The sequence below is a fragment of the Lawsonibacter hominis genome (assembly GCF_014287895.1).
In the GTDB taxonomy this organism is placed as follows: Bacteria; Bacillota; Clostridia; order Oscillospirales; family Oscillospiraceae; genus Lawsonibacter_A; species Lawsonibacter_A hominis.
Map to the genome: position 1 here is coordinate 32,560 of NZ_JACOPP010000014.1, position 23,277 is coordinate 55,836.

General features: G+C 62.2%; 22 protein-coding genes and 1 pseudogene. 17 read left to right on the top strand and 6 right to left on the bottom strand.

The window, feature by feature from the left end:
* Nucleotides 1-12: 12 nt before the first annotated feature.
* Nucleotides 13-2,220, bottom strand: a complete 2,208-nt coding sequence (locus H8S57_RS10765; protein ID WP_186908091.1) for a Tex family protein — start codon at nucleotides 2,218-2,220, stop codon at nucleotides 13-15.
* Between the two features lie 135 nt (nucleotides 2,221-2,355).
* On the opposite strand from H8S57_RS10765, the gene H8S57_RS10770 reads away from it, so the two are divergent.
* Nucleotides 2,356-3,303 (top strand): phytochrome family protein, encoded by a 948-nt coding sequence (locus H8S57_RS10770; RefSeq protein WP_186908092.1) that lies wholly within the window; start codon nucleotides 2,356-2,358, stop codon nucleotides 3,301-3,303.
* 61 nt (nucleotides 3,304-3,364) lie between these two features.
* Here the strand turns inward: H8S57_RS10770 and H8S57_RS10775 are convergent, their stop codons facing one another.
* The gene (locus H8S57_RS10775; RefSeq protein WP_186908093.1) at nucleotides 3,365-3,781 is read right to left on the bottom strand and encodes a hypothetical protein; all 417 of its coding nucleotides are present in this window, start codon (nucleotides 3,779-3,781) and stop codon (nucleotides 3,365-3,367) included.
* 343 nt (nucleotides 3,782-4,124) lie between these two features.
* Here H8S57_RS10775 and murI point away from each other — a divergent pair, with 343 nt between their 5' ends.
* The 10 genes from murI (at nucleotide 4,125) to tnpA (ending at nucleotide 15,009) form a co-directional block, all read left to right on the top strand.
* Nucleotides 4,125-4,940 carry a glutamate racemase gene (gene murI, locus H8S57_RS10780; RefSeq protein WP_186908094.1) on the top strand — a complete coding sequence of 272 codons (816 nt, stop codon included), beginning with the start codon at nucleotides 4,125-4,127 and terminating at the stop codon, nucleotides 4,938-4,940.
* 143 nt (nucleotides 4,941-5,083) lie between these two features.
* Nucleotides 5,084-5,515 (top strand): YwiB family protein, encoded by a 432-nt coding sequence (locus tag H8S57_RS10785; protein ID WP_369807615.1) that lies wholly within the window; start codon nucleotides 5,084-5,086, stop codon nucleotides 5,513-5,515.
* Between the two features lie 140 nt (nucleotides 5,516-5,655).
* Nucleotides 5,656-7,404 carry an arginine--tRNA ligase gene (gene argS, locus H8S57_RS10790; protein ID WP_186908096.1) on the top strand — a complete coding sequence of 583 codons (1,749 nt, stop codon included), beginning with the start codon at nucleotides 5,656-5,658 and terminating at the stop codon, nucleotides 7,402-7,404.
* A gap of 71 nt (nucleotides 7,405-7,475) precedes the next feature.
* Complete coding sequence (locus H8S57_RS10795; protein ID WP_256176225.1) at nucleotides 7,476-8,747, top strand: homocysteine S-methyltransferase family protein; 1,272 nt, start codon at nucleotides 7,476-7,478, stop codon at nucleotides 8,745-8,747.
* A 265-nt stretch (nucleotides 8,748-9,012) separates the two neighbouring features.
* Nucleotides 9,013-11,334 (top strand): anaerobic ribonucleoside triphosphate reductase, encoded by a 2,322-nt coding sequence (locus H8S57_RS10800; RefSeq protein WP_186908097.1) that lies wholly within the window; start codon nucleotides 9,013-9,015, stop codon nucleotides 11,332-11,334.
* A gap of 53 nt (nucleotides 11,335-11,387) precedes the next feature.
* Entirely contained in the window at nucleotides 11,388-11,915 is a 528-nt protein-coding gene (gene nrdG / locus H8S57_RS10805) for an anaerobic ribonucleoside-triphosphate reductase activating protein (RefSeq protein ID WP_186908098.1), read from the top strand.
* Nucleotides 11,916-12,214: 299 nt separating this feature from the next.
* Nucleotides 12,215-12,832 (top strand): NUDIX hydrolase, encoded by a 618-nt coding sequence (locus H8S57_RS10810; protein ID WP_186908099.1) that lies wholly within the window; start codon nucleotides 12,215-12,217, stop codon nucleotides 12,830-12,832.
* 5 nt (nucleotides 12,833-12,837) lie between these two features.
* Nucleotides 12,838-13,470: a tRNA1(Val) (adenine(37)-N6)-methyltransferase gene (locus H8S57_RS10815; RefSeq protein WP_207723772.1), complete on the top strand. Its 633-nt coding sequence runs from the start codon at nucleotides 12,838-12,840 to the stop codon at nucleotides 13,468-13,470.
* Between the two features lie 5 nt (nucleotides 13,471-13,475).
* A complete protein-coding gene (rsmI, locus tag H8S57_RS10820) occupies nucleotides 13,476-14,306 on the top strand; it encodes a 16S rRNA (cytidine(1402)-2'-O)-methyltransferase (RefSeq protein ID WP_186908101.1) in 831 nt (276 codons plus the stop codon).
* Between the two features lie 244 nt (nucleotides 14,307-14,550).
* Nucleotides 14,551-15,009 carry an IS200/IS605 family transposase gene (tnpA, locus tag H8S57_RS10825; protein ID WP_186908102.1) on the top strand — a complete coding sequence of 153 codons (459 nt, stop codon included), beginning with the start codon at nucleotides 14,551-14,553 and terminating at the stop codon, nucleotides 15,007-15,009.
* Nucleotides 15,010-15,391: 382 nt separating this feature from the next.
* On the opposite strand, the gene H8S57_RS10830 is transcribed toward tnpA, so the two are convergent.
* The 3 genes and pseudogenes from H8S57_RS10830 to H8S57_RS10840 form a co-directional block, all read right to left on the bottom strand.
* Complete coding sequence (locus tag H8S57_RS10830) at nucleotides 15,392-15,874, bottom strand: GNAT family N-acetyltransferase (protein ID WP_186908103.1); 483 nt, start codon at nucleotides 15,872-15,874, stop codon at nucleotides 15,392-15,394.
* A gap of 127 nt (nucleotides 15,875-16,001) precedes the next feature.
* Nucleotides 16,002-16,187: pseudogene (locus H8S57_RS17110) on the bottom strand (TnpV protein); the annotation flags it as partial.
* A gap of 163 nt (nucleotides 16,188-16,350) precedes the next feature.
* Entirely contained in the window at nucleotides 16,351-16,593 is a 243-nt protein-coding gene (locus tag H8S57_RS10840) for an AbrB/MazE/SpoVT family DNA-binding domain-containing protein (RefSeq protein WP_186908104.1), read from the bottom strand.
* Nucleotides 16,594-16,842: 249 nt separating this feature from the next.
* Here H8S57_RS10840 and H8S57_RS10845 point away from each other — a divergent pair, with 249 nt between their 5' ends.
* Together H8S57_RS10845 and H8S57_RS10850 are read left to right on the top strand one after the other, a co-directional pair.
* The gene (locus H8S57_RS10845) at nucleotides 16,843-17,421 is read left to right on the top strand and encodes a spore maturation protein A (RefSeq protein ID WP_186908105.1); all 579 of its coding nucleotides are present in this window, start codon (nucleotides 16,843-16,845) and stop codon (nucleotides 17,419-17,421) included.
* Nucleotides 17,422-17,423: 2 nt separating this feature from the next.
* Nucleotides 17,424-17,945: a spore maturation protein gene (locus H8S57_RS10850; RefSeq protein WP_186908106.1), complete on the top strand. Its 522-nt coding sequence runs from the start codon at nucleotides 17,424-17,426 to the stop codon at nucleotides 17,943-17,945.
* A 59-nt stretch (nucleotides 17,946-18,004) separates the two neighbouring features.
* On the opposite strand, the gene H8S57_RS10855 is transcribed toward H8S57_RS10850, so the two are convergent.
* Nucleotides 18,005-19,117 (bottom strand): AI-2E family transporter, encoded by a 1,113-nt coding sequence (locus H8S57_RS10855; protein ID WP_186908107.1) that lies wholly within the window; start codon nucleotides 19,115-19,117, stop codon nucleotides 18,005-18,007.
* 217 nt (nucleotides 19,118-19,334) lie between these two features.
* Between H8S57_RS10855 and nifS the strand changes: the two genes are divergently transcribed.
* The 4 genes from nifS (at nucleotide 19,335) to H8S57_RS10875 (ending at nucleotide 22,917) form a co-directional block, all read left to right on the top strand.
* The gene (gene nifS / locus H8S57_RS10860; RefSeq protein ID WP_186908108.1) at nucleotides 19,335-20,522 is read left to right on the top strand and encodes a cysteine desulfurase NifS; all 1,188 of its coding nucleotides are present in this window, start codon (nucleotides 19,335-19,337) and stop codon (nucleotides 20,520-20,522) included.
* A gap of 27 nt (nucleotides 20,523-20,549) precedes the next feature.
* Entirely contained in the window at nucleotides 20,550-20,990 is a 441-nt protein-coding gene (nifU, locus tag H8S57_RS10865; RefSeq protein ID WP_186908109.1) for a Fe-S cluster assembly scaffold protein NifU, read from the top strand.
* Nucleotides 20,991-21,161: 171 nt separating this feature from the next.
* Nucleotides 21,162-22,169, top strand: a complete 1,008-nt coding sequence (locus H8S57_RS10870; protein WP_186908110.1) for a methionine ABC transporter ATP-binding protein — start codon at nucleotides 21,162-21,164, stop codon at nucleotides 22,167-22,169.
* Nucleotides 22,162-22,917 (top strand): methionine ABC transporter permease, encoded by a 756-nt coding sequence (locus H8S57_RS10875; RefSeq protein WP_186908111.1) that lies wholly within the window; start codon nucleotides 22,162-22,164, stop codon nucleotides 22,915-22,917. The genes H8S57_RS10870 and H8S57_RS10875 overlap by 8 nt, the downstream gene beginning before the upstream one ends.
* Nucleotides 22,918-23,277: the final 360 nt, after the last annotated feature.

Sequence of the window (23,277 nt, forward strand, 5' to 3'; positions counted from 1 at the left end):
TGCGCTCCCGGCTCATACCGCCCGGCCGTCCGACGAGGCCGCGCCGGAGACCTCCGGCCCGCCCGCCGGCGGTTTCATCGTCAGGGAGATGCGCTTCTTCTTCTCGTCTGCCTCCAGCACCCAGACCGTTACGATATCGCCCACGCAAAGAAGCTCGGAGGGGTGGCGCACCCGCCGTCCGGACAGCTGGCTGATGTGGACCAGCCCGTCCTGATGGACGCCGATGTCCACGAACACGCCGAAGTCGATGACATTGCGCACGGTGCCGGTGAGCTCCATGCCGGGCTTCAGGTCCTTCAGTTCCAGTACGTCGGTGCGCAGGATGGGCTTGGGGAGCTCGTCCCGGGGGTCCCGGCCGGGCTTGAGCAGCTCGCCCACGATGTCCCGCAGGGTGGGCAGCCCCACGCCGCACTCCGCGGCGGCGGCGGCTTCTCCATATTCCTTCAGCCGCTCCCGCAGCTGGAGCAGACGGCCCGCCTGCACGTCGGCCAGGGTATAGCCGCACAGTGCCAGCAGCTTTTGGGCGGCGTCGCAGCTCTCCGGATGGACGCCGGTATGGTCCAGAACGGACTTGGACTCCGGTACCCGCAGAAAACCCGCGCACTGCTCGAACGCCTTGGGGCCCAGCTTGGGTACCTTCAGGACCTGCTTCCGGGTGGTGAAGCTCCCGTTTTCTTCCCGGTACCTGACAATGTTTTTGGCCGTGGCGGCATTCAGACCGGCCACCCGGGTCAGCAGGGGGGCGGAGGCAGTGTTGAGATCCACGCCCACGGCGTTGACGCAGTCCTCCACCACGCCGGAGAGGGCCTCATCCAGCCTGGCCTGGGGCATGTCGTGCTGATACTGCCCCACACCGATGGACTTGGGGTCGATCTTCACCAGTTCCGCCAGCGGGTCCTGAAGACGGCGGGCGATGGAGACGGCGCTTCTCAGATTTACGTCGTATTCCGGAAACTCCTCTGCGGCCAGCTTGGAGGCGGAATACACACTGGCGCCCGCCTCATTGACGATCATGTAGCTGACCCCGCCGCCCACCTGGCGGATCAGCTCTACCGTCATCTGCTCGGTCTCCCGGCTGGCGGTGCCGTTGCCGATGGCGATATGCTCCACGCCGTGTTTGCGGATCAGGCGGGAGAGCACGTCGATGGCCTCCTGCTTTTTCCGCTCGTTAAAGGTGGGGTAGACGACCGCCGTGTCCAGTACCTTACCGGTCTTGTCCACCACCGCCACCTTGCAGCCGTTGCGGTAGCCGGGATCCAGCCCCATGGTCACCCGGCCGCGGACGGGGGGCTGCATGAGCAGGGGCTTCAGGTTCAGGGCAAAGTTGCGGATGGCGCCCTCGTTGGCCGCGTCGGTGAGCCTGCCGCGCACCTCCCGCTCCACACTGGGGGCGATGAGCCGGTCGTAGGCGTCCTCCGCGGCGGCGCGGACAAACGCCATGGAGGGCGCGCCGGGTACCAGCACGGCCCGGCGCACGGCGATGAGGGCGGCCTCCCGGTCCATATCCACCGAGACCTTCAGGACCGCCTCCCGTTCGCCCCGGTTGACGGCCAGCACCTGATGGCCCAGGACGCGCTCCACGGGCGCCTTGAAGTCGTAGTACAGCCGGTAGACCGTGTCCTCCGGATCCGGCTCCGCGGCGGAGGAGACCAGACAAGCCTTGCGCTGCCAGAGCTCCCGCAGCGTCTTGCGCAGGCCCGCGTCGTCGGAGATGCGCTCGGCAATGATATCGCCGGCCCCCTGGAGCGCCTCCTCCACGGTGGTTACGCCTTTTTCGGCATCCAGGAAGCCTGCGGCGGCTTGTTCCGGCGGAGGGCAGTCCCGCGCCTGGGCGAACAGCAGCTCGGCCAGCGGCTCCAGCCCCTTTTCCCTTGCGATGGCGGCCCGGGTGCGCCGCTTGGGCTTGTAGGGGCGGTACAGGTCCTCCACCTCCGCCAGGGTGGCGGCGGCGTCGATGGCGGCGGACAGCTCCGCGGTCAGCCTGCCCTGCCCCTCAATGGCGTTTTTGACCTCGCTGCGCCGTGCGTCCAGATTGCGCAGATAATGCAGCCGGTCGGCCAGGGCGCGCAGGGCGGTGTCGTCCATGGCGCCGTGAAGTTCCTTGCGGTAGCGGGCGATAAAGGGGATGGTATTGCCCTCGTCGATGAGGGCGACGACGTTTTGCACGTGCGTCTCGCTCCGGCCCAGTTCCCGGGCCAGAATCGATACGATAGTTTCCATTGGGATGCTCCTTTTGCTTGATCGTAATCCATATTTTACGATAAACCGGCGGCGAAGTCCAGTAAATCCGTTGCACATTTGCCGGCCGGCCTGTAAAATAGAGATCGTCAACCGATGGCGAAAGGAGAAATGAGTATGCAAGCGCGTTTACAGCAGATCAACGAGGAGTGGAAGCGTCTGGAGGAGGCGCGGGAGCGCCGGGAGCGGCTGGACCGCCGGATCGACGATCTGCGCGCCCAGCGCCGGGAGCGCAAGGAGAAGGAGCAGGAGTGCGCCGGCATCCTGGCAAAGGAGCGCGCCGACGTGGAGGCGCTGGAAAAACGCGGGCTTAAATCCTTTTTGGCAGCCCTCTCCGGGGAGAAGGAGGAGCGGCTCTCCCGGGAGCGGCGGGAGGAGCTGGAGGCCGCTGTGCGCTATGACCAGGCCCGCCGGGATCTGGAGTACATCGACGATCAGCTCCGCGCCCTGCTGGGGCAGCGGGAGACGCTGGAGGACCCGGCGGGGGAGCTGGAGCGGCTGCGTAAGGAGAAGGAGGCCCTGCTGCGCGGTATGGGAGGCGCTGTGGGCGCACAGCTGTCCGGACTGGACGGGCAGCTTGCGCCCCTGCTCCGCCGGCTGCGGGAGGTGGACGAGGCCCTTTCCGCAGGGCAGCAGGCAGGCAGCGCCCTGTCCTTCGTGCGCGCGGAGCTGGACGATGCCGAGGGCCTGGGCACCTGGGATATGCTGGGCGGAGGATTGTTTGTGACCATGGCCAAGCATGAGCATATCGACGAGGCCCGCGCCGGGATCGACCAGGCGCAGCAGGCGCTGTGCCGGTTCCGCGCGGAGCTGGCCGACGTGCGCGTGGAAGATGTGCCCCAGATACAGATCGGGGAATTCGCCACCTTCGCCGACTATTTCTTCGACGGCCTGTTTGCCGACTGGGCGGTGCAGTCCGGCATCCACGACGCCCAGGCCAACGTGGAAGACGCCGCAGACCGGGTGGAGCAGGCGCTGGACGGCCTGCGGCAGCTGCGCGGCGACCTGGAGCGGCAGGTACAGGAGCTGGAACGCCGGCGGGAAGAACTGGTGGAGCAGGCATAAGCCGCCGGGAAAGGACCGCGCCCCCGGGGACCGCAAAGCGGCCCCCGGGGGCGCGGCGCGTTTACAGGCTGTCGCTGTCCACCAGGATATTATCGGTGCCGTGTTCCTCAAATTCCGCGATATAGGCGTCGATACGGCGGTTGAGCTCGTCGTAATTGCTCTCGTCGATGGGGGCGTCGTCCATATCCCGGCGGGCCAGGTCCTCCGCCAGGATGTCGAAGAACACATTGTTTTCATATTCCATGATGGCCTCATGGATGCCGCCCTCGGCAAAGGCGCGGGAGGGGATCACCTCGCCGTTCCAGACCTCGGCCAGCGCACCCATGCCCTCCGCGCGGGCTTTGGAAAAGAGCAGGCTTTCCACTTTGTCGTAATCCTGAAAGCGGTCCTCACCGCGGGTGGAGTTTAAGATCCAGTTGCCGATATAGACCATATCCAGCAGGCGGCGGAATTGCTTGGTCGTCAGTTCCAGCTTCATGATGCACGTAACCTCCTCGCTGCAATGACGGTATGGGGTTGCCCTGGGGAAACGCTGATTCCATGCGCCTGCGGCGCTTTGCGGAAAGCAGGCGCCATCCGTTTGACGCGCTTTTTTGGAATGCATCCGGTTTTCCTGAAAAACCATGCCTGATCCTGGCGCAACATTTCGCGCAAAGCGCGCTTGCGGATGGAAGCGGGCCATCCCTAATTTATATTATAATCACGCTGGGGGAAATGTCAAACAGGAGCGGCTGGGAAACTGTGAAAATGCCCCTTGTCTTCCGGCGCGTTTTCGCATATGATAGTGTCTGCTTATGATACATAGAATGGGAGGGAGCGCCTTGGACGAACGGCCAATCGGCGTTTTTGATTCCGGTCTGGGGGGGCTCACCACCGTGCGGGAGCTGTGCCGCCTGCTGCCGGAGGAAGATATCGTGTACTTCGGGGATACCGGGCGGGTGCCCTACGGCAGCCGGTCCCGGGAGACCATTATCAAATATGCCCGGCAGGACGTGGCCTTTCTGCGCACGTTTGATCTGAAAGCCGTCGTCATTGCCTGCGGCACCGTATCCACCACCGCCCTGGACGTGCTCGCGGCGGAAAATGAGCTGCCGGTGCTGGGGGTGGTGGCTCCGGCCGCCCAGGCGGCGGCCCGGGCCACACGAAATGGAAGGATCGGACTCATCGGCACCCAGGCGTCCATCCGCAGCGGGGCCTATGAGCGCTGCATCGAACAGGCCCGGCCGGGCACGCAGGTGCTGCCGCAGCCCTGCCCTTTGTTTGTGCCGCTGGTGGAGAACGGCCGCTTCGCCCCTGGGGACGTCGTCATCGAAACGGTGGCCGCGGAGTACTTGGCGCCCCTGAAGCAGGCGGGCGTGGATACGCTGGTTTTGGGGTGCACCCATTACCCGCTTCTGGAGAGCGTCATCGGCAACTATATGGGACCCGGCGTAACGCTGGTCAGCGCAGGGGCCGAGGGGGCGCGGGCCGTGGCGGAGACCCTGCGGGAGCGCTCCGCCCTGGCCGGGGGGCGCGGCAGGGGCGCCTGCCGTTACTTTGTCAGCGACCGGGTGGAGGATTTTTCCCGCCTGGCCTCCATCTTCCTGGGCTGGGATGTGGCTGATTCCGTCGGTCAGGTGGAGATCGGCCGCTATTGAGGAGACGGCCCCCAAAGCCGCTTTGCCGCTTTTTTGACCAGCCGATTGAGGGGCGTCTCTTTACATTTTCAAAGGATTTGTGTATAATAATTTGCAATTTGCAATCCAGAGGATTTGAGGTACTCCGGCGTATGGAAAACAACGTGATTATTTCCATTAAGGGCAAGCAATCCTATGAGGATATGGAGGACGAGACCATCGAGCTGGTCACCGAGGGGCGGCTGGATCCGGATGGAACGGAGGGCTATACCCTGAGCTATCAGGAGAGCGAACTCACCGGGCTGGAGGGTACCCTGACCACCTTCCAGATCGAGCCCGAGCGGATCACCCTGCTGCGCATCGGGGAGGTCAACTCTCAGATGGTCTTTGAGCAGGGACGGCGTCACCTGTCCCTGTACGACACGCCCTACGGGTCCCTGTCCGTGGGGGTGAGCACCCGGAAGATGCATGCGGAGCTCGGCCTGTCCGGCGGCAGCATCGAGATCGATTACGCCATCGAGATCGACCACGCGGTGGCGGGGCAGAACTTATTCCAGATCAACGTAAGGGAGAAACGGCCGATTTTGCAGCAGTGATTTTTGCGTGGGCGGTCTCGAACCAACGGTTTTGCAGGGCAAAACCGTTGCTGCCGCGGCCATTCAGTTGCCGCGTGCAGCGCAAGCGCCGGGGCCGGTTTCCCGATACGGGCCGTATTATAAAAGAAAAGGTGAAGACGATGTCAAACATGATCCAGGCGGCGCGGGAACAGGTGCATGCCCTGACCCAGAGCGCCTACGAAAAAGCGGCGGCGGCGGGCGTCCTGCCCGCAGGCGCGCAGGTGAAGGCTACCATCGAGATCCCCAAGGACGTGAAAAACGGGGATTACGCCTCCTCCTTTGCCATGGCGGGGGCCAAGGCGCTGCACAGGGCGCCCCGGCAGATCGCCCAGGCCATCGTGGAGCATCTGGATCTGGCCGGCAGTTATTTTGACAAGGTGGAGATCGCGGGACCGGGCTTCCTGAACTTTACCCTGGGCAGCAAGTGGTATGCGGACGTGCTCTGCGACATTCAGGCGGAGGGAAAGCGGTACGGCGCCATCGACGAGGGGAAGGGCGAAACGGTCATGGTGGAGTTCGTCTCCGCCAACCCCACGGGCCCCATGCACATCGGCAACGCCCGGGGCGGCGTGCTGGGCGACGCGCTGGCCAGTGTGCTGGAGCGGGCGGGCTACGACGTGTGGCGGGAGTTTTACGTGAACGACGCGGGCAACCAGATCCACAAGTTCGCCCTGTCCATCGACGCACGCTATCTGCAGCGGATCCAGGGGGAGGAGAACGTGCCCTTCCCGGAGGACGGCTACCGCGGCGAGGATATCAAGGAGCTGGCCCAGGCCTTTTATGACGCCCACGGTGCGGACTGGAAGGACAAGAGCGAGGAGGAGCGCCAGGCGGCCATGGCCGAATACGGCCTGTCTGTCAACATCCCCCGCATGCAGGAGGATCTGCGCCGCTATCACATCGAGTACGACGAGTGGTTCCTGGAGTCCAGCCTCCACAACAGCGGCTATGTGGAGGAGACGGTGGGCCTGCTGCGGGACAAGGGCTGGACCTACGAGAAGGACGGGGCCCTCTGGCTGGACACCAGCGGCCTGCTCAGGCAGAAGTACCTGGCCGAGGGGAAGAGCCGGGAGCAGGTGGACAAGCTGGACCTGAAGGACGACGTGCTGCGCCGGGCCAACGGCTTCTATACCTATTTCGCCGCCGACATCGCCTATCACCGCAATAAGCTGGAGCAGCGCGGCTTCTCCAAGGCCATCAACATCTGGGGCGCGGATCACCACGGCCATGTTGCCCGCCTGCAGGCCGCGCTGGACGGCCTGGGACTGGACGGTTCGCACCGGCTGGTGGTGGTGCTGATGCAGCTGGTCAATCTGCTCCAGGACGGCCAGCCTGTCCGCATGTCCAAGCGCTCCGGCAAGGCCATCGCCCTGCGGGACCTGTTGGACGAGGTCAGCGTGGATGCCGCCCGGTTTTTCTTCAGCTCCCGCTCCTCCTCCAGCGCCCTGGACTTTGACCTGGACCTGGCGGTGCGGGAAGACAGCGAGAACCCGGTGTACTACGTACAGTACGCCCACGCCCGTATCTGCTCCCTGATCGCCCGGCTGGAGGAGGAGGGCGCGGCGGTGCCCGACGCGGCCGATGTGGACCCGGCAGTCTTTGCCACAGCGGAGGAGCGCGCGCTCATCAAGACCCTCTCCCAGCTGCCGGAGACCATCCGGCTCGCCGCACGGGACTATGATCCCGTGCATGTCAACCGCTATCTCATTACGCTGGCGGGGGAGTTCCACCGCTTCTACAATGCCTGCTATATCAAAGGAGAGGCCCCCGCGGTGCTCCGCGCCCGGCTGAAGCTGGCGGATACCGTGCGCAGCGTCATTGCCAACTGCCTGGAGCTGCTTGGCGTGGCCGCGCCGGAGAAGATGTAGGAAAACGGAGCGGGAGGCTGCGCGCACCGGCCTCCTGCAGCTGACTCAGGCCTGCCTGGGGCGGACAGTTTGTGAAACGATGGAGGAACGCGATCATTATGGACACCATCCCCTTATCCCTGCCGGTCCTGATGGACGGCGCCACGGGTACCGAGCTTTACCGGCGCGGCATGCCCAACGGCGTCTGTACGGAGCAGTGGGTGCTGGAGCACCCCCAGGCCCTTTTGGAGATCCAGCGGGCCTATGTGGAGGCGGGCAGCCAAGTGCTGATCGCCCCCACCTTCGGGGCGAATCGGGTGAGCCTGGCGCGGCACGGCGCCCAGGACCGGGTAGAGGAGTACAACCGCCGCCTGGTGGAACTGACCCGGACGGCCGCGGACGGCCGCGTCCTGGTGGCGGGCGATCTGGCTCCGACGGGCCTGCTGCTGGCGCCGTTCGGAGCGAGCAGCTTTGAAGAGCTGGTGGACGTCTATGCCCAGCAGGCCCGCGCTCTGGCGGCGGCCGGGGTGGATCTGTTCCTGATCGAGACCACTATGACCGTGCCGGAGGCGCGGGCGGCGGTGCTGGCCTGTAAAAGCGTGTCGGACAAGCCGGTGTGGGTCACCTTCACCTGCGATGAGAACGGGCGTACCCTCTCGGGCAGCGATGTGCTGGCGGCTTTGATCATCCTGCAGGGCATGGGGGCGGCCGCCTTCGGCCTCAACTGCTCCTCCGGGCCGGAGGGGATGCTGGAGCAGATCCGCCGGCTGACCCCATACGCCGCAGTGCCTCTGATCGCAAAGCCCAACGCGGGCCTGCCCGAGAGGGTGGATGGGGGCGTCGTCTACCACTGTCCGCCGGAGGAATTTGCTGCCTATGCCCGCGCGTTTGCAGCGGCGGGGGTGCGCATCTTCGGCGGCTGCTGCGGCACCACGCCCGCACACATCGCCGCTTTGCGGGAGGCGCTGGCGGAGATCGATTTTGCAGCGTTTCCCGCAGTCGGGCACGACCCCGACGTGATCCCCTGCGCCAGCGAGAAGGAGGCGCGCTTCATTACCCCCGATGTGGACGTGGGGGAGACGATCGCATGCACCAGCGACCTGATGGAGGACATCCTGGAGGCGGAGGAGGAGGCCCCGCAGGGAGCGCTGAAGATCGCCATCCTGGAGGAGGACGACCTGGATATCTTTGCAGAGAACCAGTATGCGGTCAAGGATGCCCTGTGCCTGTTCTCCGACGTGCCGGAGCTGCTGGAGAAGGCGCTGCGGCTCTACCAGGGCCGGGCCTTCTGGGACGGGACCGGTGATCTGGACGAGGCGTTTCTGGAGGAGATGCGCGTCCGGTATGGATTGGTCCTGCTTTAGTGCCCGGTCTGAAAACGGCGCAAACGCCGCCCGTTCGTCCTTTCGCGGGGATTGGAACAGACGCCGAAATGGGTGAAACCAACAAAAAGCACGTTCGGTTTTTGGAACGTGCTTTTTGTTTTCTGCCTTGACGGAACATGCAAGATAAGGTATTATAAAAACGGCTTATCGAAAAAAGACCACAAGATATAGTGCTGCGCAGAAAAGGGACTTTTCGCTCTGAAAAAGGGCGTTTTTTACGCTTGGAGAAAGGATGCGCTTGCAAATGACAGTGACAAAGATCCGGAAGCGGGACGGGCGGCTGGCCGACTTTAATGAGGGAAAGATCGCCCAGGCCATCACCAAGGCCTTCAACGCCACCTACAAGCCGGGACAGGAGGAGACTGCCCAGCGCCTGGCGGAAGAGGTGCTCTCCATCCTGGATGTGGAGGGGTGCCAGCAGCCCGACGTGGAGCACATCCAGGATCTGGTGGAGCGGGTGCTGATGGACAACGGCTACGTACAGACCGCCAAAGCCTACATCCTGTATCGGGACCAGCGCAGCCGGGCCCGGGAGATGAACACCCGCCTGATGAAGACCTATGAGGACATCACGTTCTCCGCCGCAAGGGAATCCGACCTGAAGCGGGAGAACGCCAACATCGACGGGGATACCGCCATGGGCAGCATGCTCAAGTTCGGCTCGGAAGGAGCCAAGCAGTTCTACGATATGTTCGTGCTCAACCCGGATCATGCCCGGGCGCACCGGGAGGGAGACATCCATATCCACGACCTGGACTTCCTTACCCTGACCACCACCTGCTGCCAGATCGACATCCGGAAGCTGTTCAAAGGCGGCTTTTCCACCGGCCACGGCACCCTGCGGGAGCCCAACGACATCTCCTCCTATGCCGCCCTATGCTGCATCGCCATCCAGTCCAACCAGAACGACCAGCACGGCGGACAGAGCGTGGTCAACTTCGATTACGGCATGGCCGACGGGGTGAAAAAGACCTTCGTGCGCCTTTACCGGCAGAACCTGGCCCGGGCGCTGATGCTGCTCTCCGGGCTGGAGGATCCGGAGAGCGAACTCAAGGGCGTGATCGCGGGCATCGGGGAAAAGCAGGACCTCCAGCCCACGCTGGAGGGCTGCGGGGACTATTTTGCGGCCGAGCGTCTGGCGCTGGCGCCCCGGTTCGGGGAGGAAGCGGAGATCCAAAAGGCCCAGGAGTTTGCCCACTACCGGGCGGTGAAGGAGACCGACCGGGCCACCTATCAGGCCATGGAGGCCCTGATCCACAACCTGAACACCATGCACTCCCGGGCCGGGGCCCAGACCCCCTTCTCTTCCATCAATTACGGCATGGATACCTCCCCGGAGGGGCGCATGGTGATGAAAAATATCATGCTGGCCACCGAGGCCGGGCTGGGCGGCGGGGAGACCCCCATTTTCCCCATTCAGATCTTCCGGGTGAAGGAAGGGGTCAATTACAACCCCGGCGAGCCCAACTACGACCTGTTCCAGCTGGCCATCCGCTGCTCCGCCAGGCGCCTGTTTCCAAACTTCTCCTTCCTGGACGCCCCCTTCAACCTGCAGTATTATAAGCCCGGCCGCCCGGAGACGGAGATCGCCTACATGGGCTGCCGTACCCGGGTCATCGGCAACGTGTACGATCCCAGCCGGGAGATCTGCAACGGCCGGGGCAACCTGAGCTTCACCACCATCAACCTGCCGCGTCTGGCCATCAAGGCCAAGGGGGATCTTTCCCTGTTCTTCGAGGGGCTGGACCGGATGCTGGACCTGTGTGTGGCTCAGCTGCTGGAGCGTTTTGAGATCCAGTGCCGCAAGCACGTGCGCAACTACCCCTTCCTCATGGGGCAGGGCGTTTGGCTGGATTCCGACCAGCTGGACTGGGACGACGAGGTGCGCCAGGTGCTCAGGCACGGCACGCTGTCCGTGGGCTTCATCGGCCTGGCCGAGACCCTTAAGAGCCTGACCGGCGAGCACCATGGCCAGAGCGAGAAGGCCCGGGTATTGGGCTTGGAGATCATCTCCCATATGCGCTCCCGGATGGATGAAGAGAGCGCGGAGCGGGGGCTCAACTTTTCCCTGCTGGCAACCCCGGCGGAGGGCCTCTCCGGCCGCTTCGTCAAACTGGACAAGGCCCGCTTCGGAACGATCCCGGGCGTCACCGACCGGGACTATTACACCAACTCCTTCCATGTGCCGGTGTATTTCCCTATCTCCGCCTACGATAAGATCCGGATCGAGGCGCCCTATCACGCGCTTACCAACGCCGGGCACATCAGCTATATCGAGATGGACGGCGATCCCACGGAAAACCTGGAGGCCTTTGAGAAGGTCATCCGCTGCATGAAGGAAAACGGCATCGGTTACGGAAGCGTCAATCACCCGGTGGACCGGGACCCGGTATGCGGATTTTCCGGTATCATTGGGGATCAGTGCCCCGGCTGCGGCCGCACGGAGGCCGACGGCGTGCCCTTCGAGCGCATCCGGCGCATCACCGGTTATCTGGTAGGCACCCTGGACCGCTTCAACAACGCCAAGCGGGCCGAGGAACACGACCGGGTCAAGCACAGCGTATAAAGAACGGGGGGCGGGCCGAAGGGCCCGCCCCAAACCAATGCGGAGGTGAGTGCATGCGCATTGCCAATACGGTATCCGACTCCATCGTGGACGGGCCCGGCCTGCGTTTTACCGTCTTTACGCAGGGCTGTCCCCACGGCTGTCCCGGCTGCCACAATCCGGAGACCCACGACCCTGCGGGCGGGCGGGAGGCTTCCCTGGAGGAGCTGGCCGAACGGATGCTGGCGAATCCCCTGACCGACGGGGTGACGCTTTCCGGGGGAGAACCCTTTCTTCAGGCGGCGGAGTGCGCCGCATTGGCCCGAATTGCCCGGGAAAAGGGCTTGAATGTATGGACCTATACGGGTTATACTTATGAAAAGCTTCTGGCGGAAGGAGACCCGGCCAGGCTGGAGCTGCTGGCGGCCACCGACGTGCTGGTAGACGGGCCGTTTTGGCTGGCGGAGAAGTCCTATGACGCGCTGTTTCGGGGCAGCCGCAACCAGCGGCTGATCGACGTGCCCAAAAGCCGCGCCGCAGGCCGGGCAGTCGCGTGGACGCGGCGGGACACGCTGTCTCACTTTACCGTACCGGAATCCTAAGCGCCCGGCGGCGAAGGCGTCCGCCCCTTCCCCTGGAGCCGTGTACAAATTACGGTTGAGGGCCAAGAGGGAAGACAGATATGGAAGTTATTTTACCCGGCCCGGCGCAGCCCCGGAAGGCGCTGTGCCGGAAAACGGGAAAAGCGCCGGTGGAAATGACGGGGGGTGTTTGGGCCGCCCCGGCCGCCGCGCTTTCGGAATGCAGCGCCGGCCGATCCACGGATCTGCGGCTATGCGGAGGGCACCGGCCGCTGGCGCTGCCGCGGACGCAGACGGCTTGCCGGGCCGGGAGGGAAGCCATGACCATTCGGGAGTTTGAGGAACGCTGGCGGGGACATGCCCCGCGTCCCCAGGGGGTACGGAAGAAATACGCGGTGCTGGTGCCGCTGGTGGAGCGGGCGGGAGAGGCCTGTCTGCTCTTTGAGGTGCGCGCCGAGACTCTGGGGCGGCAGCCGGGGGAGGTGTGCTTCCCGGGAGGACATATGGAGCCGGAGGAGGAGCCGGCCGGCTGTGCCCTGCGGGAGACGGAGGAGGAGCTGGGGATCCCCCGGAGTGCGGTGCAACTGATCGCCCCCCTGGATTACCAGACGGGACAGGGCAGCTTTGTGCTCTACCCCCTGCTGGGCCGGGTGGACCCAGCCGCCGTAGACGCCATGCGTCCCAGCCCCGCGGAGGTGAAGGAGACCTTTCTGGTGCCTGTGGATTTTTTTCGGGACCACCCGCCCCGGGTGTATTCCTATGAACTGGTGCCCCAGGTGGGCGACGACTTCCCCTATGCGCTGGTGGGGGCGCAGAAGCGCTACGGCTGGCACCGGGGACGTATGGATGTGCCCATCTATCTGTGGCAGGGGCGGGCCATCTGGGGTATGACCGGGCGCATCGTCCGGGGGCTGCTGGAAGGAATGGAGCGCACGTGAGCGGCATGGAGCGCCTGGGGCCCTTTACGTATCGGCAGGGAGGCTTTCCGCTGGGGCAGGATACCCTGCTGCTGGGGCGCTTCGCCACCCTCCGGCGGGGCGGGCGGGTGTGCGACCTGGGCTGCGGCGCGGGGGCGCTGCCCCTGCTGCTGCTGGCGCGGGAGAGCTCCCTGGACCTGTCCGGCGTGGAGCTGGACGGGGAAGCCGCCGCGCTGGCCCGGCGCAATCTGGCGGAAAACGGCCTGTCCGGCGTCATCCGGACCGGCGATTTGCGCCGGGTCCGGGAGCAGTTTCCGGCGGGGTGCTTCGATCTGGTGGTCTCCAATCCGCCCTACTTCCCCGCAGGCAGCGGAGAAAGCGGCGGCAGCGCCCGGATGGAGCTGTGCTGTACCCTGACGCAGGTGTGCGCCGCCGCGGCCTTCCTGCTGAAAAACGGCGGGCGGTTTGCCCTGGTCCATCGGCCGGAGCGCCTGGCTGGGTTGATGGAGGCCCTGGGGCAGAGCGGCCTGGAACCAAAGCGCCTGCAGATGGTCCAGCATGACCGGGACAAGCCGCCCGCCGCTGTGCTGGTGGAGGCGGTGCGCCAGGGCAGGCCGGGCCTGTCCGTGCTGCCCACGCTGATTTTGAACGAGAGGTGAGCCCTATGGCCGGAATGCTTTATCTGGTCCCAACGCCCATCGGCAACCTGGGGGATATTTCGCCCCGCTGCGCCGAGACCCTGGCCCAGGCCGACTTTATCGCCGCCGAGGATACCCGGGTGAGCCGGAAGCTGCTCAACCACCTGGGGCTCAAAAAGCCTATGGTATCCTATTACCGCCACAATACGCAGGCGGGGGGACAGGCCGTGCTGGAGCGGCTGCTGGCGGGGGAGAGCTGCGCTCTGGTGACCGACGCGGGCACCCCCGCGGTATCCGATCCCGGAGAGGAGCTGGTGGCCCTCTGCGCCCGGGCAGGGGTGGAGGTGGTGGCCCTTCCGGGTCCCTGCGCGCTCATCACGGCCCTGGCAGTGTCCGGTTTGCCCACCGGACGCTTTACCTTTGAGGGGTTTCTGGCCATGAACAAAAAGAACCGCCGCGCCCATCTGGCCGCCCTGCGGGACGAGGAGCGCACCATGATCTTCTACGAGGCGCCCCATAAGCTCCGTGCCACCCTGGCCGACCTGCTGGAGCAGTTCGGGCCGGAGCGGCGCCTCACCCTGTGCCGGGAGCTGACCAAGCTCCATGAGGAGGTGCGCCGCACCACCCTGGGCGCGGCGGCGGAATTCTACGAAACCAACCCGCCCCGGGGAGAATTCGTGCTGGTGCTGGAGGGGGCGCAGCCCTGCCGGGCGGTTGAGGTGCCCATGGAGCAGGGCGTTGCCCTGGTGTGCGCCCTGCGCGCCTCCGGGCTTTCCCTGCGGGACGCGGTACGGCAGGCGGCGCAGCAGACGGGGCTGCCCAAGAACGAACTTTATGAGCGTGCGATCGGAACATAGCCGCGTACAGCATCCAAAAGAGCAAAACAGGAAGCCGCACGGAATAGGCGGGTGTTCATAAAGCAGTTAATCCTCCGTATGATTGAGATCATACGGAGGATTATTTTTGTAGTCTGAAAACCCCCGGCTGTGCCGGGGAGTTCCGTAAAAGCTTTAGCGGAGAGTAGGCAATAAAAACTCCCTTTGCTATACTTGATGTGCGGTCTGGTAACTGCACAAAAGGAAGCAAAGGGAGGTCATCCAAATGAATGACGCAAATAGTTTATCACATACAAGATGGAACTGTAAATATCACATAGTGTTTGCCCCAAAGTACCGGAGGAAGCTATTTTATCAGGAGAAGAAGCAAGAAATAGGAGAAATACTTAGGAGATTATGTGAGTGGAAACAAGTTGAGATTATAGAAGCAGAAGTATGCCCAGACCATATTCATATGTTGGTAAGTATACCGCCAAAGATTAGCGTATCTGGATTTGTAGGATTTCTAAAAGGGAAAAGTATGCTGCTTATTTATGAGAGACATGCAAATCTGAAATATAAATACGGGAATCGACAATTTTGGTGCAGAGGATATTATGTGGATACAGCCGGAAAGAACGCAAAAGCAATAGCAGAGTATATCAAGCACCAGTTGGACGAAGACAAGATACAGGATCAAATTACGATGAAAGAATTTGTAGACCCTTTTAAGGGTAGCAAGTAACAAGCCCCTCGCAGCTGGCAGACCGTAACAAGCGCCAGCAGGCGCTGCTAGTAACATAGGGCTTTGCCCGCATATGGAGAACCCCCGGCTATGCCGGGGGGTTCCTATTATTTCTATTCTTCAAACTTGCTGGCGGCGAACGGTTTGTCAAACCCGTTTGCGGACGGCAAGTCTACAGGGGATAGCCGCTTTAGCGGCGCAAGGGGGTGTAGCCACCTTGACGGAACGAAGTAACGCAACATTCTCGGTCAAGCAGTTTCTTTCTGCTGACAGAGAATGAAGCTCCGCAGAACGCACGATACTCCCGATAGGAGAGTATAGAAGTGCGCTCTTTAGTTCCTAAAGGGATTTTTCAACAGTTCAACAAATTGGAATTTGACGTTTATAACTTCAGCGTAGCAATCAATTCCTCCCCGTCCATTTCCCCTGTCTCAACAAACCCAAATGAGCGGTACAGGTAACGGGCAATATCATTCTCTGGTTCATATGATAGCCAACAGTACTCTGCTTTACCACATGGTAATGATTTTATGAAATCTAATGCTAGACCAAGTGCTTCCTTTCCATATCCTTTATTTTGATACTTTCTATCTATCATCAATCGCCAGAGATTGTAATTGCCTATGGCCACTGGTGGGGCATCGTCCCAATAATCGTCTGTGTCAAATCCAATCATCAAAAAACCTATCGGCGTATCGTTCTCATATATTCCGAAAGGGAAGGCATAACCATTTCCTGTTATTGCTGTATATGCTTCAATAATACTTATATCATTATGCGCAACAAAATTTTCTTGCTCTTTGGCTACTCTCAACTTAAGAATGTCCCACACATTTTTCCCATTAACTTTCTCCAGTCTCAGCATACTTTCATCCTCACAAACCAGAATTCATCTCGCTCTTTCGCTGAATAAAGTATATCAGAAAGATGTAAAAAATTCGATTATATGCACAAGAAACGCCCGAATATTTTTCGTCCGGGCATCCTCGGTATCAATCATAAATCAGCTCAAACTTTACAATCGTTTCTGCCTGTACCTTGCAAGCGTTCATCTGCCGTACCCATTCTATTTGATTAACGGCTTTGAGTTGTTCGGTCACGCCGTTTCGCTTCGCGAGATCCGGCACGATCAACTCCATACGGTTTCGTGCCGCTTCTTCAATTTTGGCGCAATACTTTCTTATGGATGCCCACCTATGGTGCGGCTTCCTGTTTTGGATATATTTCACAGCTAAAAATATTACGATGAGTATAATTTAAAGTTTTGTAAACGAGGTGGAAATGCATGGAAACGCCCCCTGCCCAGGTTGGGCAGGGGGCGCGGCGTCCCGGTAAAAGGGCTTACTTCGCCTGAAGTTCCTTGATGCAGTTGGGGCAGACGTTCTTGCCCTTAAAATTGATGACACCCTTTGCGTCGTCACAGAAAATGCAAGCGGGCTGGTACTTCTTCAAGACGATGGAGGTACCGTCCACATAGATTTCAAGAGAGTCCTTCTCCGCAATATCCAGGGTGCGCCTCAGTTCGATCGGAAGAACGATGCGCCCAAGTTCATCGACCTTCCGCACAATACCGGTGGATTTCATAGATTACTACTTCCTTTCCCCATGAACTGCCCTAGCTTCCCGTCAAGAAGAAGCTGATATATTTCATTATAACACATGGTATTTCAATGTCAATTCAAATTTGGAAAAATTTTGACTATATATGTATGTTTCTATCTAAAAATGGAAAATAAGGAGGCGCGCTCTGCAAAAGGGCAAAGTTGGAAAAACAGGAATGGAACCGTGGGACGGGCCATATAGATAGGGGGAGGGAAAAGGAGGCGTGTGGCGATGGCGATGGCGGTGATCTGGACGGGGATGGTGGTAGCGGCCGTTCTGTGCGGCCTGGCCACGGGAAACGGACCGGCCGTTGCGGCGGCGGCAATGGAAGGCGCGGCGGCCGCCGTGGAGCTGTGCCTGTCCATGGCCGGTATCCTCTGCCTGTGGATGGGCGTTATGGAGGTGATGCGCCGCTCCGGCCTGTCCGACGGCCTGTCCCGGCTGCTGCGGCCCATCCTGCGGCGGCTCTACCCGGAATTTGCGCGGGATCGGGACGTCATGGACAGTATCTCGGCCAATGTTTCCGCCAACCTGCTGGGGTTGGGCAACGCCGCTACGCCGCTGGGGATCCAGGCCGCCCGGCAGATGAGCCGGAAGACGCCGGGGGTGGCCTCCGATCCGTTATGCATGCTGGTGGTGTGCAACACCGCCTCCATCCAGCTCATCCCCACCACCGTGGCCAGCGTCCGCCTGGCTGCCGGAAGTGCCGCGCCGTTTGACATCCTGCCCGCCGTCTGGCTGGCCTCGGCCATCTCAGTGTGCGTGGGCATCCTGGCGGCGAAGGTGTTTGCAAGGCTGTGGAGGAAGTAGGGATGGAACTGTTTTTTACCATGCTGGTGCCCCTGATCATCGCCGCCGTGGCCCTGTATGGAATGGCGCGGCGGGTGGACGTGTACGACGCGGTCGTCCAGGGGGCCGGCGAGGGCCTGGGAGTGCTCATCAAGATCGTGCCGCCGCTGGTGGGGCTGCTGACGGCGGTGTATATGCTGCGCGCATCCGGCGCGCTGGAGCTGGCGGCCCAGGCCCTTGCGCCGGTGCTCACCCGGCTGGGCATCCCGCCGGAGACGGTGGCGCTGATGCTGGTGCGGCCGGTCAGCGGCAGCGCGGCGCTGGGCGTCGGAGCGGAGCTGATCTCCACCTATGGGCCGGACTCGCAGATCGGGCGCACGGCGGCGGTGATGCTGGGCTCCACGGAGACTACGTTTTATACCATCGCGGTCTATTTCGGCGCGGCGGGGATCGTAAAGACCCGTTATGCCGTCCCTGCCGCCCTTTGCGCCGACCTGGCAGGCTTCATGGCCGCCGCCTGGGCCGTGCGTGTGATCTTCCATTAAAAACGGCGCTTCGGTCAGGGACCGAGGCGCCGTCAGGCTGTTTGGATGTGCAGGGCAGATCAGGAGGCCCGGTCCAGGCGCCAGTGTACATCCCGCCGGAGCAGGGTATAGAGGACCGACGCAATGGGGACGCTGAGCAGGACGCCTACCAGACCCATCAGCCCGCCGCCGACTGTGACGGCGGCCAGTACCCAAATGCCCGGCAGGCCGATGGAGGTGCCCACCACCTTGGGATAGATCACATTGCCTTCGATCTGCTGGAGGATCACCAGGAAGATCAGGAAGGTGACCGCCTTGAGCGGGGAGACCATCAACAGCAGCAGAGCGGAAAGAATCGCCCCGATGTAGGCCCCGGCCACGGGGATGAGCGCGGAGGAGCCGATGATGACCCCGATGAGAGGGGCATAGTCCGGCTGAATGAAGAGCATGCCGATGGAGCACAATCCGCCCAGAATGCAGGCCTCGATAAGCTGGCCGGTGACGAAGTGGGTGAAGGTATCCCCTGTGAGGTGTACCACGTCCAGGATTGGGTCGGCAAATTTTGGAGGGACGTAGGCCCGGAGCAGCCGGCGGCACTGGGAGAGCAGGCGTTCCTTGCCGGAGAGCATGTAGATCGAGAACACCAGAGCCAGCACTCCGGTGACTACCATGGACACCAGTCCGCTGGTAAACTCCAGCAGGTGGGGGCCCAGGTCGGAGAGGAAGGCCAGCACCTGGTCGAACAGGTTCTGGAGGGGGGCCTTCAGACTGGACAGGTCCAGGGTGTCCAGCTTGAGGTAGGCCAAAAGCTCGTTGGTCCAGGTTTGCAGATTGTTGAGGTACCCGCTCAAGCTGCCCACGAAGATCTGGATGCTCTGTGCCAGCTTGGGCACCACGAAAGAGAAGATGGCGCTGATGACGATCACCAGCACCAGATAGGAGGTGACCACCGCCAGGGGGCGCGCCCATCCGGACGCCCGGGTCCTGCCGAGGCCGCGGCCATACAGGCGGCAGAAAAAGTGACAGGGCCGGTTGAGCACAAAAGCAATGCCAAAGCCGATGAAAAGAGGCTTGAACAGTCCCAGCAGGCGCCAGAGGCCGCCGCTCACCACGTCCAGACGGGCCAGCGCCATGACCAGCACCACCGCATAGGTGATGATCAGCAGAATGCTTTTGAAGAGCTTTCTATCCATGGCTCCTCCTTAATATAATTCTTGAAACGCCTGAGCACACTATAGCATCGGCAGGCCGGTGCCGTCAATCGAAGGAACAGATTTTTAAGGAAAGATTAATGGTTGGCGGCAATTTCTAAAATTTGCTTGACAAAACGCGATAAGACTCGTATAATCATAGTAAACATATAGGAATTATGTATTTTAAGCAAGACGATCCAGGAAAGGAGACATCGCCATGTCGCGAATTGTTTATGCCGACCATGCGGCCACCACGGCCCTGTCCGATACGGCCCTGAAGGCCATGCTCCCTTATTTTAACCAGAGCTATGGAAACCCCTCCAGTCTCTATTCGTTTGCCCAGCAGGCCAAATCCGACCTGGAGGCGGCCCGGGCCCAGGTGGCCGCCTGCCTGAACGCCCAACCGGAGGAGATTTATTTCACCTCCTGCGGCAGCGAGTCCGACAACTGGGCGCTGCGGGGCGTGGCTGAGCAGAAGAAGGACAAGGGGAGGCACATCATTACCTCCGCCATCGAGCACCACGCGATCCTCCATACCGCCCGGTATCTGGAGAAGCAGGGCTTTGAGGTCACCTATCTGCCGGTGGACGGCCAGGGACGGGTGGACCCCGCCGCCGTGAAGGCGGCCCTCCGCCCGGATACGATCCTCATCTCCATTATGACCGCCAACAACGAGATCGGCACCATCGAGCCAATCGCGGAGATCGGGGCGATCGCCCGGGAAGCGGGCGTACTCTTCCACACCGATGCGGTACAGGCTGTGGGCCATATCCCGGTGGATGTTCAGGCATGGAAGGTGGATCTGCTGTCTCTGTCCGGGCACAAGTTCCGGGGCCCCCGGGGGATGGGGGCGCTCTATGTCCGCAAGGGGGTGCGCCTGCCGCCGCTGATGTTCGGCGGCGGTCAGGAGAAAGGCCGCCGGGCGGGCACCGAGAATGTGGCCGGGGCTGTGGGCCTGGCCGCCGCGCTGCGGGAGGCGACGGATGGTCTGGCCGCCGAGTCCGCCCGTCTGTCCGCCCTGCGGGATAAGCTCGCCGCCGGACTGGGGCGTATCCCCTATTCCCGCCTGACGGGCGATCCGGTCAACCGTCTGCCGGGAACCGCGTCCTTCGTCTTCGAGGGCGTGGAGGGCGAGGCCCTGCTGCTGCTGCTGGACGCCCGAGGGATCTGCGCCTCTTCCGGCTCCGCCTGTTCCTCGGCCTCCCTGGACCCGTCCCACGTGCTGCTGGCCATCGGCCTGCCCCATGCGATCGCCCACGGCTCCCTGCGCCTTACTTTGGGAGCGGAGAACACCGAGGAGGACGTAGCGTATCTGCTGCAGGAAGTGCCCCGGGTGGTCCAGTATCTGCGGGAGATGTCCCCTGTGTGGGACAAAGCGGCGGGGAAGCCCACCTGGGAACTGTAATGCCGTAATATTGAAAGGAGATATTCCATGCTGTATTCTGATAAGGTCATGGACCATTTTGAGCATCCACGGAATGTGGGCGAGATTGCGGATGCCGACGGGGTGGGCCAGGTCGGCAACCCCAAGTGCGGCGATATTATGAAAATGTACCTCAAGATCGACGATAAGGGCGTGATCACCGACGTAAAGTTCAAGACCTTCGGCTGCGGCTCCGCCATCGCCACCTCCTCCATGGCCACGGAGATGATCCGCGGAAAGACCATCGACGAGGCCATGGGACTGACCAACGCCGCCGTGGCGGAGGCGCTGGACGGGCTGCCCGGCTATAAGATGCACTGTTCCGTTCTGGCGGAGGAGGCCATCAAGGCCGCCTTGGCCGACTATTACCGCCGGCAGGGGAACGCGGTACCCGAGGAGCTGAAGCTCCCCTGCGACGGCGACGAGCACAGCTGCTGCGCCTGCCGCTGAGAAACGGCGCACCGTCCCAAGCCCCGGAACCCGGCTGGTTCCGGGGCTTTTTGGCTTGACAGGGGGGCGTGGTTGGCATAGAATAGCCTATACGTGATACGGAAATATCCCCGCTTTTGGAGAAAACGGGGCGTTGGAACGGAATTTTGTCGTTAAGAGGAGTACGGGTCCGTGATTGAACTGAAGCATGTGTCAAAGACCTTCCCCACGGCGGACGGAACGTTTACCGCCTTGGAGGACATCAACCTGACCATTTCGGACGGAGACATTTTCGGCGTGGTGGGTATGTCCGGCGCGGGCAAGTCCACGCTGGTGCGGTGCATCAACCTGCTGGAACGGCCCAGCGCCGGGCAGGTGATCATCGACGGGGCGGATATGACCGCCCTCAGCGCCGGACAGCTGCGGCAGAAGCGCCGCTGTATCAGCATGATCTTCCAGCAGTTTAATCTGCTGATGCAGCGCACCTGCCTGAAAAATATCTGCTTCCCCCTGGAGATCGCCGGAGCTGGCGCGGCCCAGGCCAAACGCAGGGCCCTGGAGCTGCTGGAGATCGTGGGGCTGCCCGACAAGGCCGATGCCTATCCGGCCCAGCTCTCCGGCGGCCAGAAGCAGCGCATCGCCATCGCCCGGGCCCTGGCCTCCGATCCCAAGGTGCTTTTGTGCGACGAGGCCACCAGCGCGCTGGACCCCACCACCACCCGCTCCATCCTGCGGCTGATCCAGGACATCAACAAGCGCCTGGGCATCACCGTCATCGTTATCACCCATGAGATGACGGTTGTGGAGGAGATCTGCACCCATGTGGCGATCCTGGATCACGGCCATATGGTGGAGACCGGAACGGTAGAGGAGGTCTTCGCAAACCCCAAGACCGAGGCGGGGCGCAGGCTGGTCTACCCGGAGGGGGTGCAGGTCACCCGTCAGCTGCCGGGCAGCCACATCGTGCGGCTGGTCTTCAACGGCGGCACGGCCTATCAGCCCCTCATCGCCTGCCTTGCCATCGACTGCGGCGTCAAGGCCAATATCCTGGGGGCGGAGACCCGCAATGTGGATGGCCGGGCCTATGGGTATATCCTGCTGGGCCTGCCCGACGACGCGGACGAGGCCGGACGCGCCATGGCCTACCTCAGCGCCCAACGGGACGTGACGGTGGAGGAGGTGGAAAACTACCATGCCTGAGCTGCTGAACAATCCGGAGATCCTGCGGCTGCTGGAGCTGTCCAAGAACGGCCTGCTCTTCGCCGTCTGGGAGACGCTTTATGTCACCGTGGTCGCCACGCTGTTCGCCTATGTCATCGGCCTGCCCCTGGGCGTGCTGGCGGTGGCGGGAGAGGAGGGCGGCGTGCTGCCCCTACCCCGGCCCGTCATGGCCGTGATCAACTTTGTCATCAATATCCTGCGCTCGGTACCCTTCCTGATCCTGATGGTCATCGTTATCCCGCTGTCCCGGCTCATCATCGGTACCAGTATTGGGACCGTGGCCACCATCATCCCCCTGATCGTGGCGGCGTTTCCCTTCGTGGCCCGGCTGGTGGAGGCATCCATCCGCGAGGTGGACAAGGGCGTCATCGAAGCGGCCCAGTCCATGGGCTGCTCTCCCTTCCAGATCATCTGGAAGGTCATGCTGCCGGAATCCCGTCCTTCTCTGATCTCCGGCTTCACCACCGCCTTTATCACCATCCTCAGCTACGGCGCCATGGCGGGCGCCATCGGCGGCGGCGGTTTGGGCTCCATGGCGCTGAACCTGGGCTATCAGCGCCAGATGAAGATCATCCTCTGGGTGTCTGTGGTGGTGCTGGTTATCCTGGTGCAGATTTTCCAGTCCGCCGGGACCCGCGCGGCCGTGCGCCTGGACCGCCGCGTGGGCGACAAGGCCCGGAGGAAGGCCGCCCGGAAACGCAAAGCGGAAAAGGCCGGTCTCCAGTAAAAATCGGCGGGGCGGGCAGAAAGCGGATTCTGTCCGCCCCTGTTTTTGTGAAAAATGCCCGGTTGACAGATGGGCTTTGTCAGGTTAAACTAAGTGCAACCCGGAGACAATGGAATATCGCCGACAAAGGCAATGAAAAGAAGAGTACGCGCGCAGATACGTCGCAGAGAGCCCGGACAGGTGGGAACGGGCACGGAAGGGCGCGGGGAACATGGTCTTGGAGCCGCGCACCGAGTGCATGACGCATTAGGCTGCGACGGGGGCGCCCGTCATAGCGCAGGCGTATCGGTCCGTCCCGTACGCGCAAAGGCCCCCGCCGCGAGGTGTGGGCGAAGCAAGGTGGTACCACGAAGCGGAATG

Bases quoted from the DNA above. Each gene is read 5' to 3' on its own strand.
- H8S57_RS10765 (WP_186908091.1), bottom strand. From the start codon at position 2,220: ATGGAAACTATCGTATCGATTCTGGCCCGGGAACTGGGCCGGAGCGAG.
- H8S57_RS10845 (WP_186908105.1), top strand. From the start codon at position 16,843: ATGGCGATGGCGGTGATCTGGACGGGGATGGTGGTAGCGGCCGTTCTG.
- H8S57_RS10770 (WP_186908092.1), top strand. From the start codon at position 2,356: ATGCAAGCGCGTTTACAGCAGATCAACGAGGAGTGGAAGCGTCTGGAG.
- nifS (WP_186908108.1), top strand. From the start codon at position 19,335: ATGTCGCGAATTGTTTATGCCGACCATGCGGCCACCACGGCCCTGTCC.
- nrdG (WP_186908098.1), top strand. From the start codon at position 11,388: ATGCGCATTGCCAATACGGTATCCGACTCCATCGTGGACGGGCCCGGC.
- H8S57_RS10840 (WP_186908104.1), bottom strand. From the start codon at position 16,593: ATGAAATCCACCGGTATTGTGCGGAAGGTCGATGAACTTGGGCGCATC.
- H8S57_RS10830 (WP_186908103.1), bottom strand. From the start codon at position 15,874: ATGCTGAGACTGGAGAAAGTTAATGGGAAAAATGTGTGGGACATTCTT.
- H8S57_RS10775 (WP_186908093.1), bottom strand. From the start codon at position 3,781: ATGAAGCTGGAACTGACGACCAAGCAATTCCGCCGCCTGCTGGATATG.
- H8S57_RS10850 (WP_186908106.1), top strand. From the start codon at position 17,424: ATGGAACTGTTTTTTACCATGCTGGTGCCCCTGATCATCGCCGCCGTG.
- H8S57_RS10800 (WP_186908097.1), top strand. From the start codon at position 9,013: ATGACAGTGACAAAGATCCGGAAGCGGGACGGGCGGCTGGCCGACTTT.
- H8S57_RS10855 (WP_186908107.1), bottom strand. From the start codon at position 19,117: ATGGATAGAAAGCTCTTCAAAAGCATTCTGCTGATCATCACCTATGCG.
- argS (WP_186908096.1), top strand. From the start codon at position 5,656: ATGTCAAACATGATCCAGGCGGCGCGGGAACAGGTGCATGCCCTGACC.
- H8S57_RS10815 (WP_207723772.1), top strand. From the start codon at position 12,838: ATGGAGCGCCTGGGGCCCTTTACGTATCGGCAGGGAGGCTTTCCGCTG.
- rsmI (WP_186908101.1), top strand. From the start codon at position 13,476: ATGGCCGGAATGCTTTATCTGGTCCCAACGCCCATCGGCAACCTGGGG.
- tnpA (WP_186908102.1), top strand. From the start codon at position 14,551: ATGAATGACGCAAATAGTTTATCACATACAAGATGGAACTGTAAATAT.
- H8S57_RS10875 (WP_186908111.1), top strand. From the start codon at position 22,162: ATGCCTGAGCTGCTGAACAATCCGGAGATCCTGCGGCTGCTGGAGCTG.
- H8S57_RS10810 (WP_186908099.1), top strand. From the start codon at position 12,215: ATGACCATTCGGGAGTTTGAGGAACGCTGGCGGGGACATGCCCCGCGT.
- nifU (WP_186908109.1), top strand. From the start codon at position 20,550: ATGCTGTATTCTGATAAGGTCATGGACCATTTTGAGCATCCACGGAAT.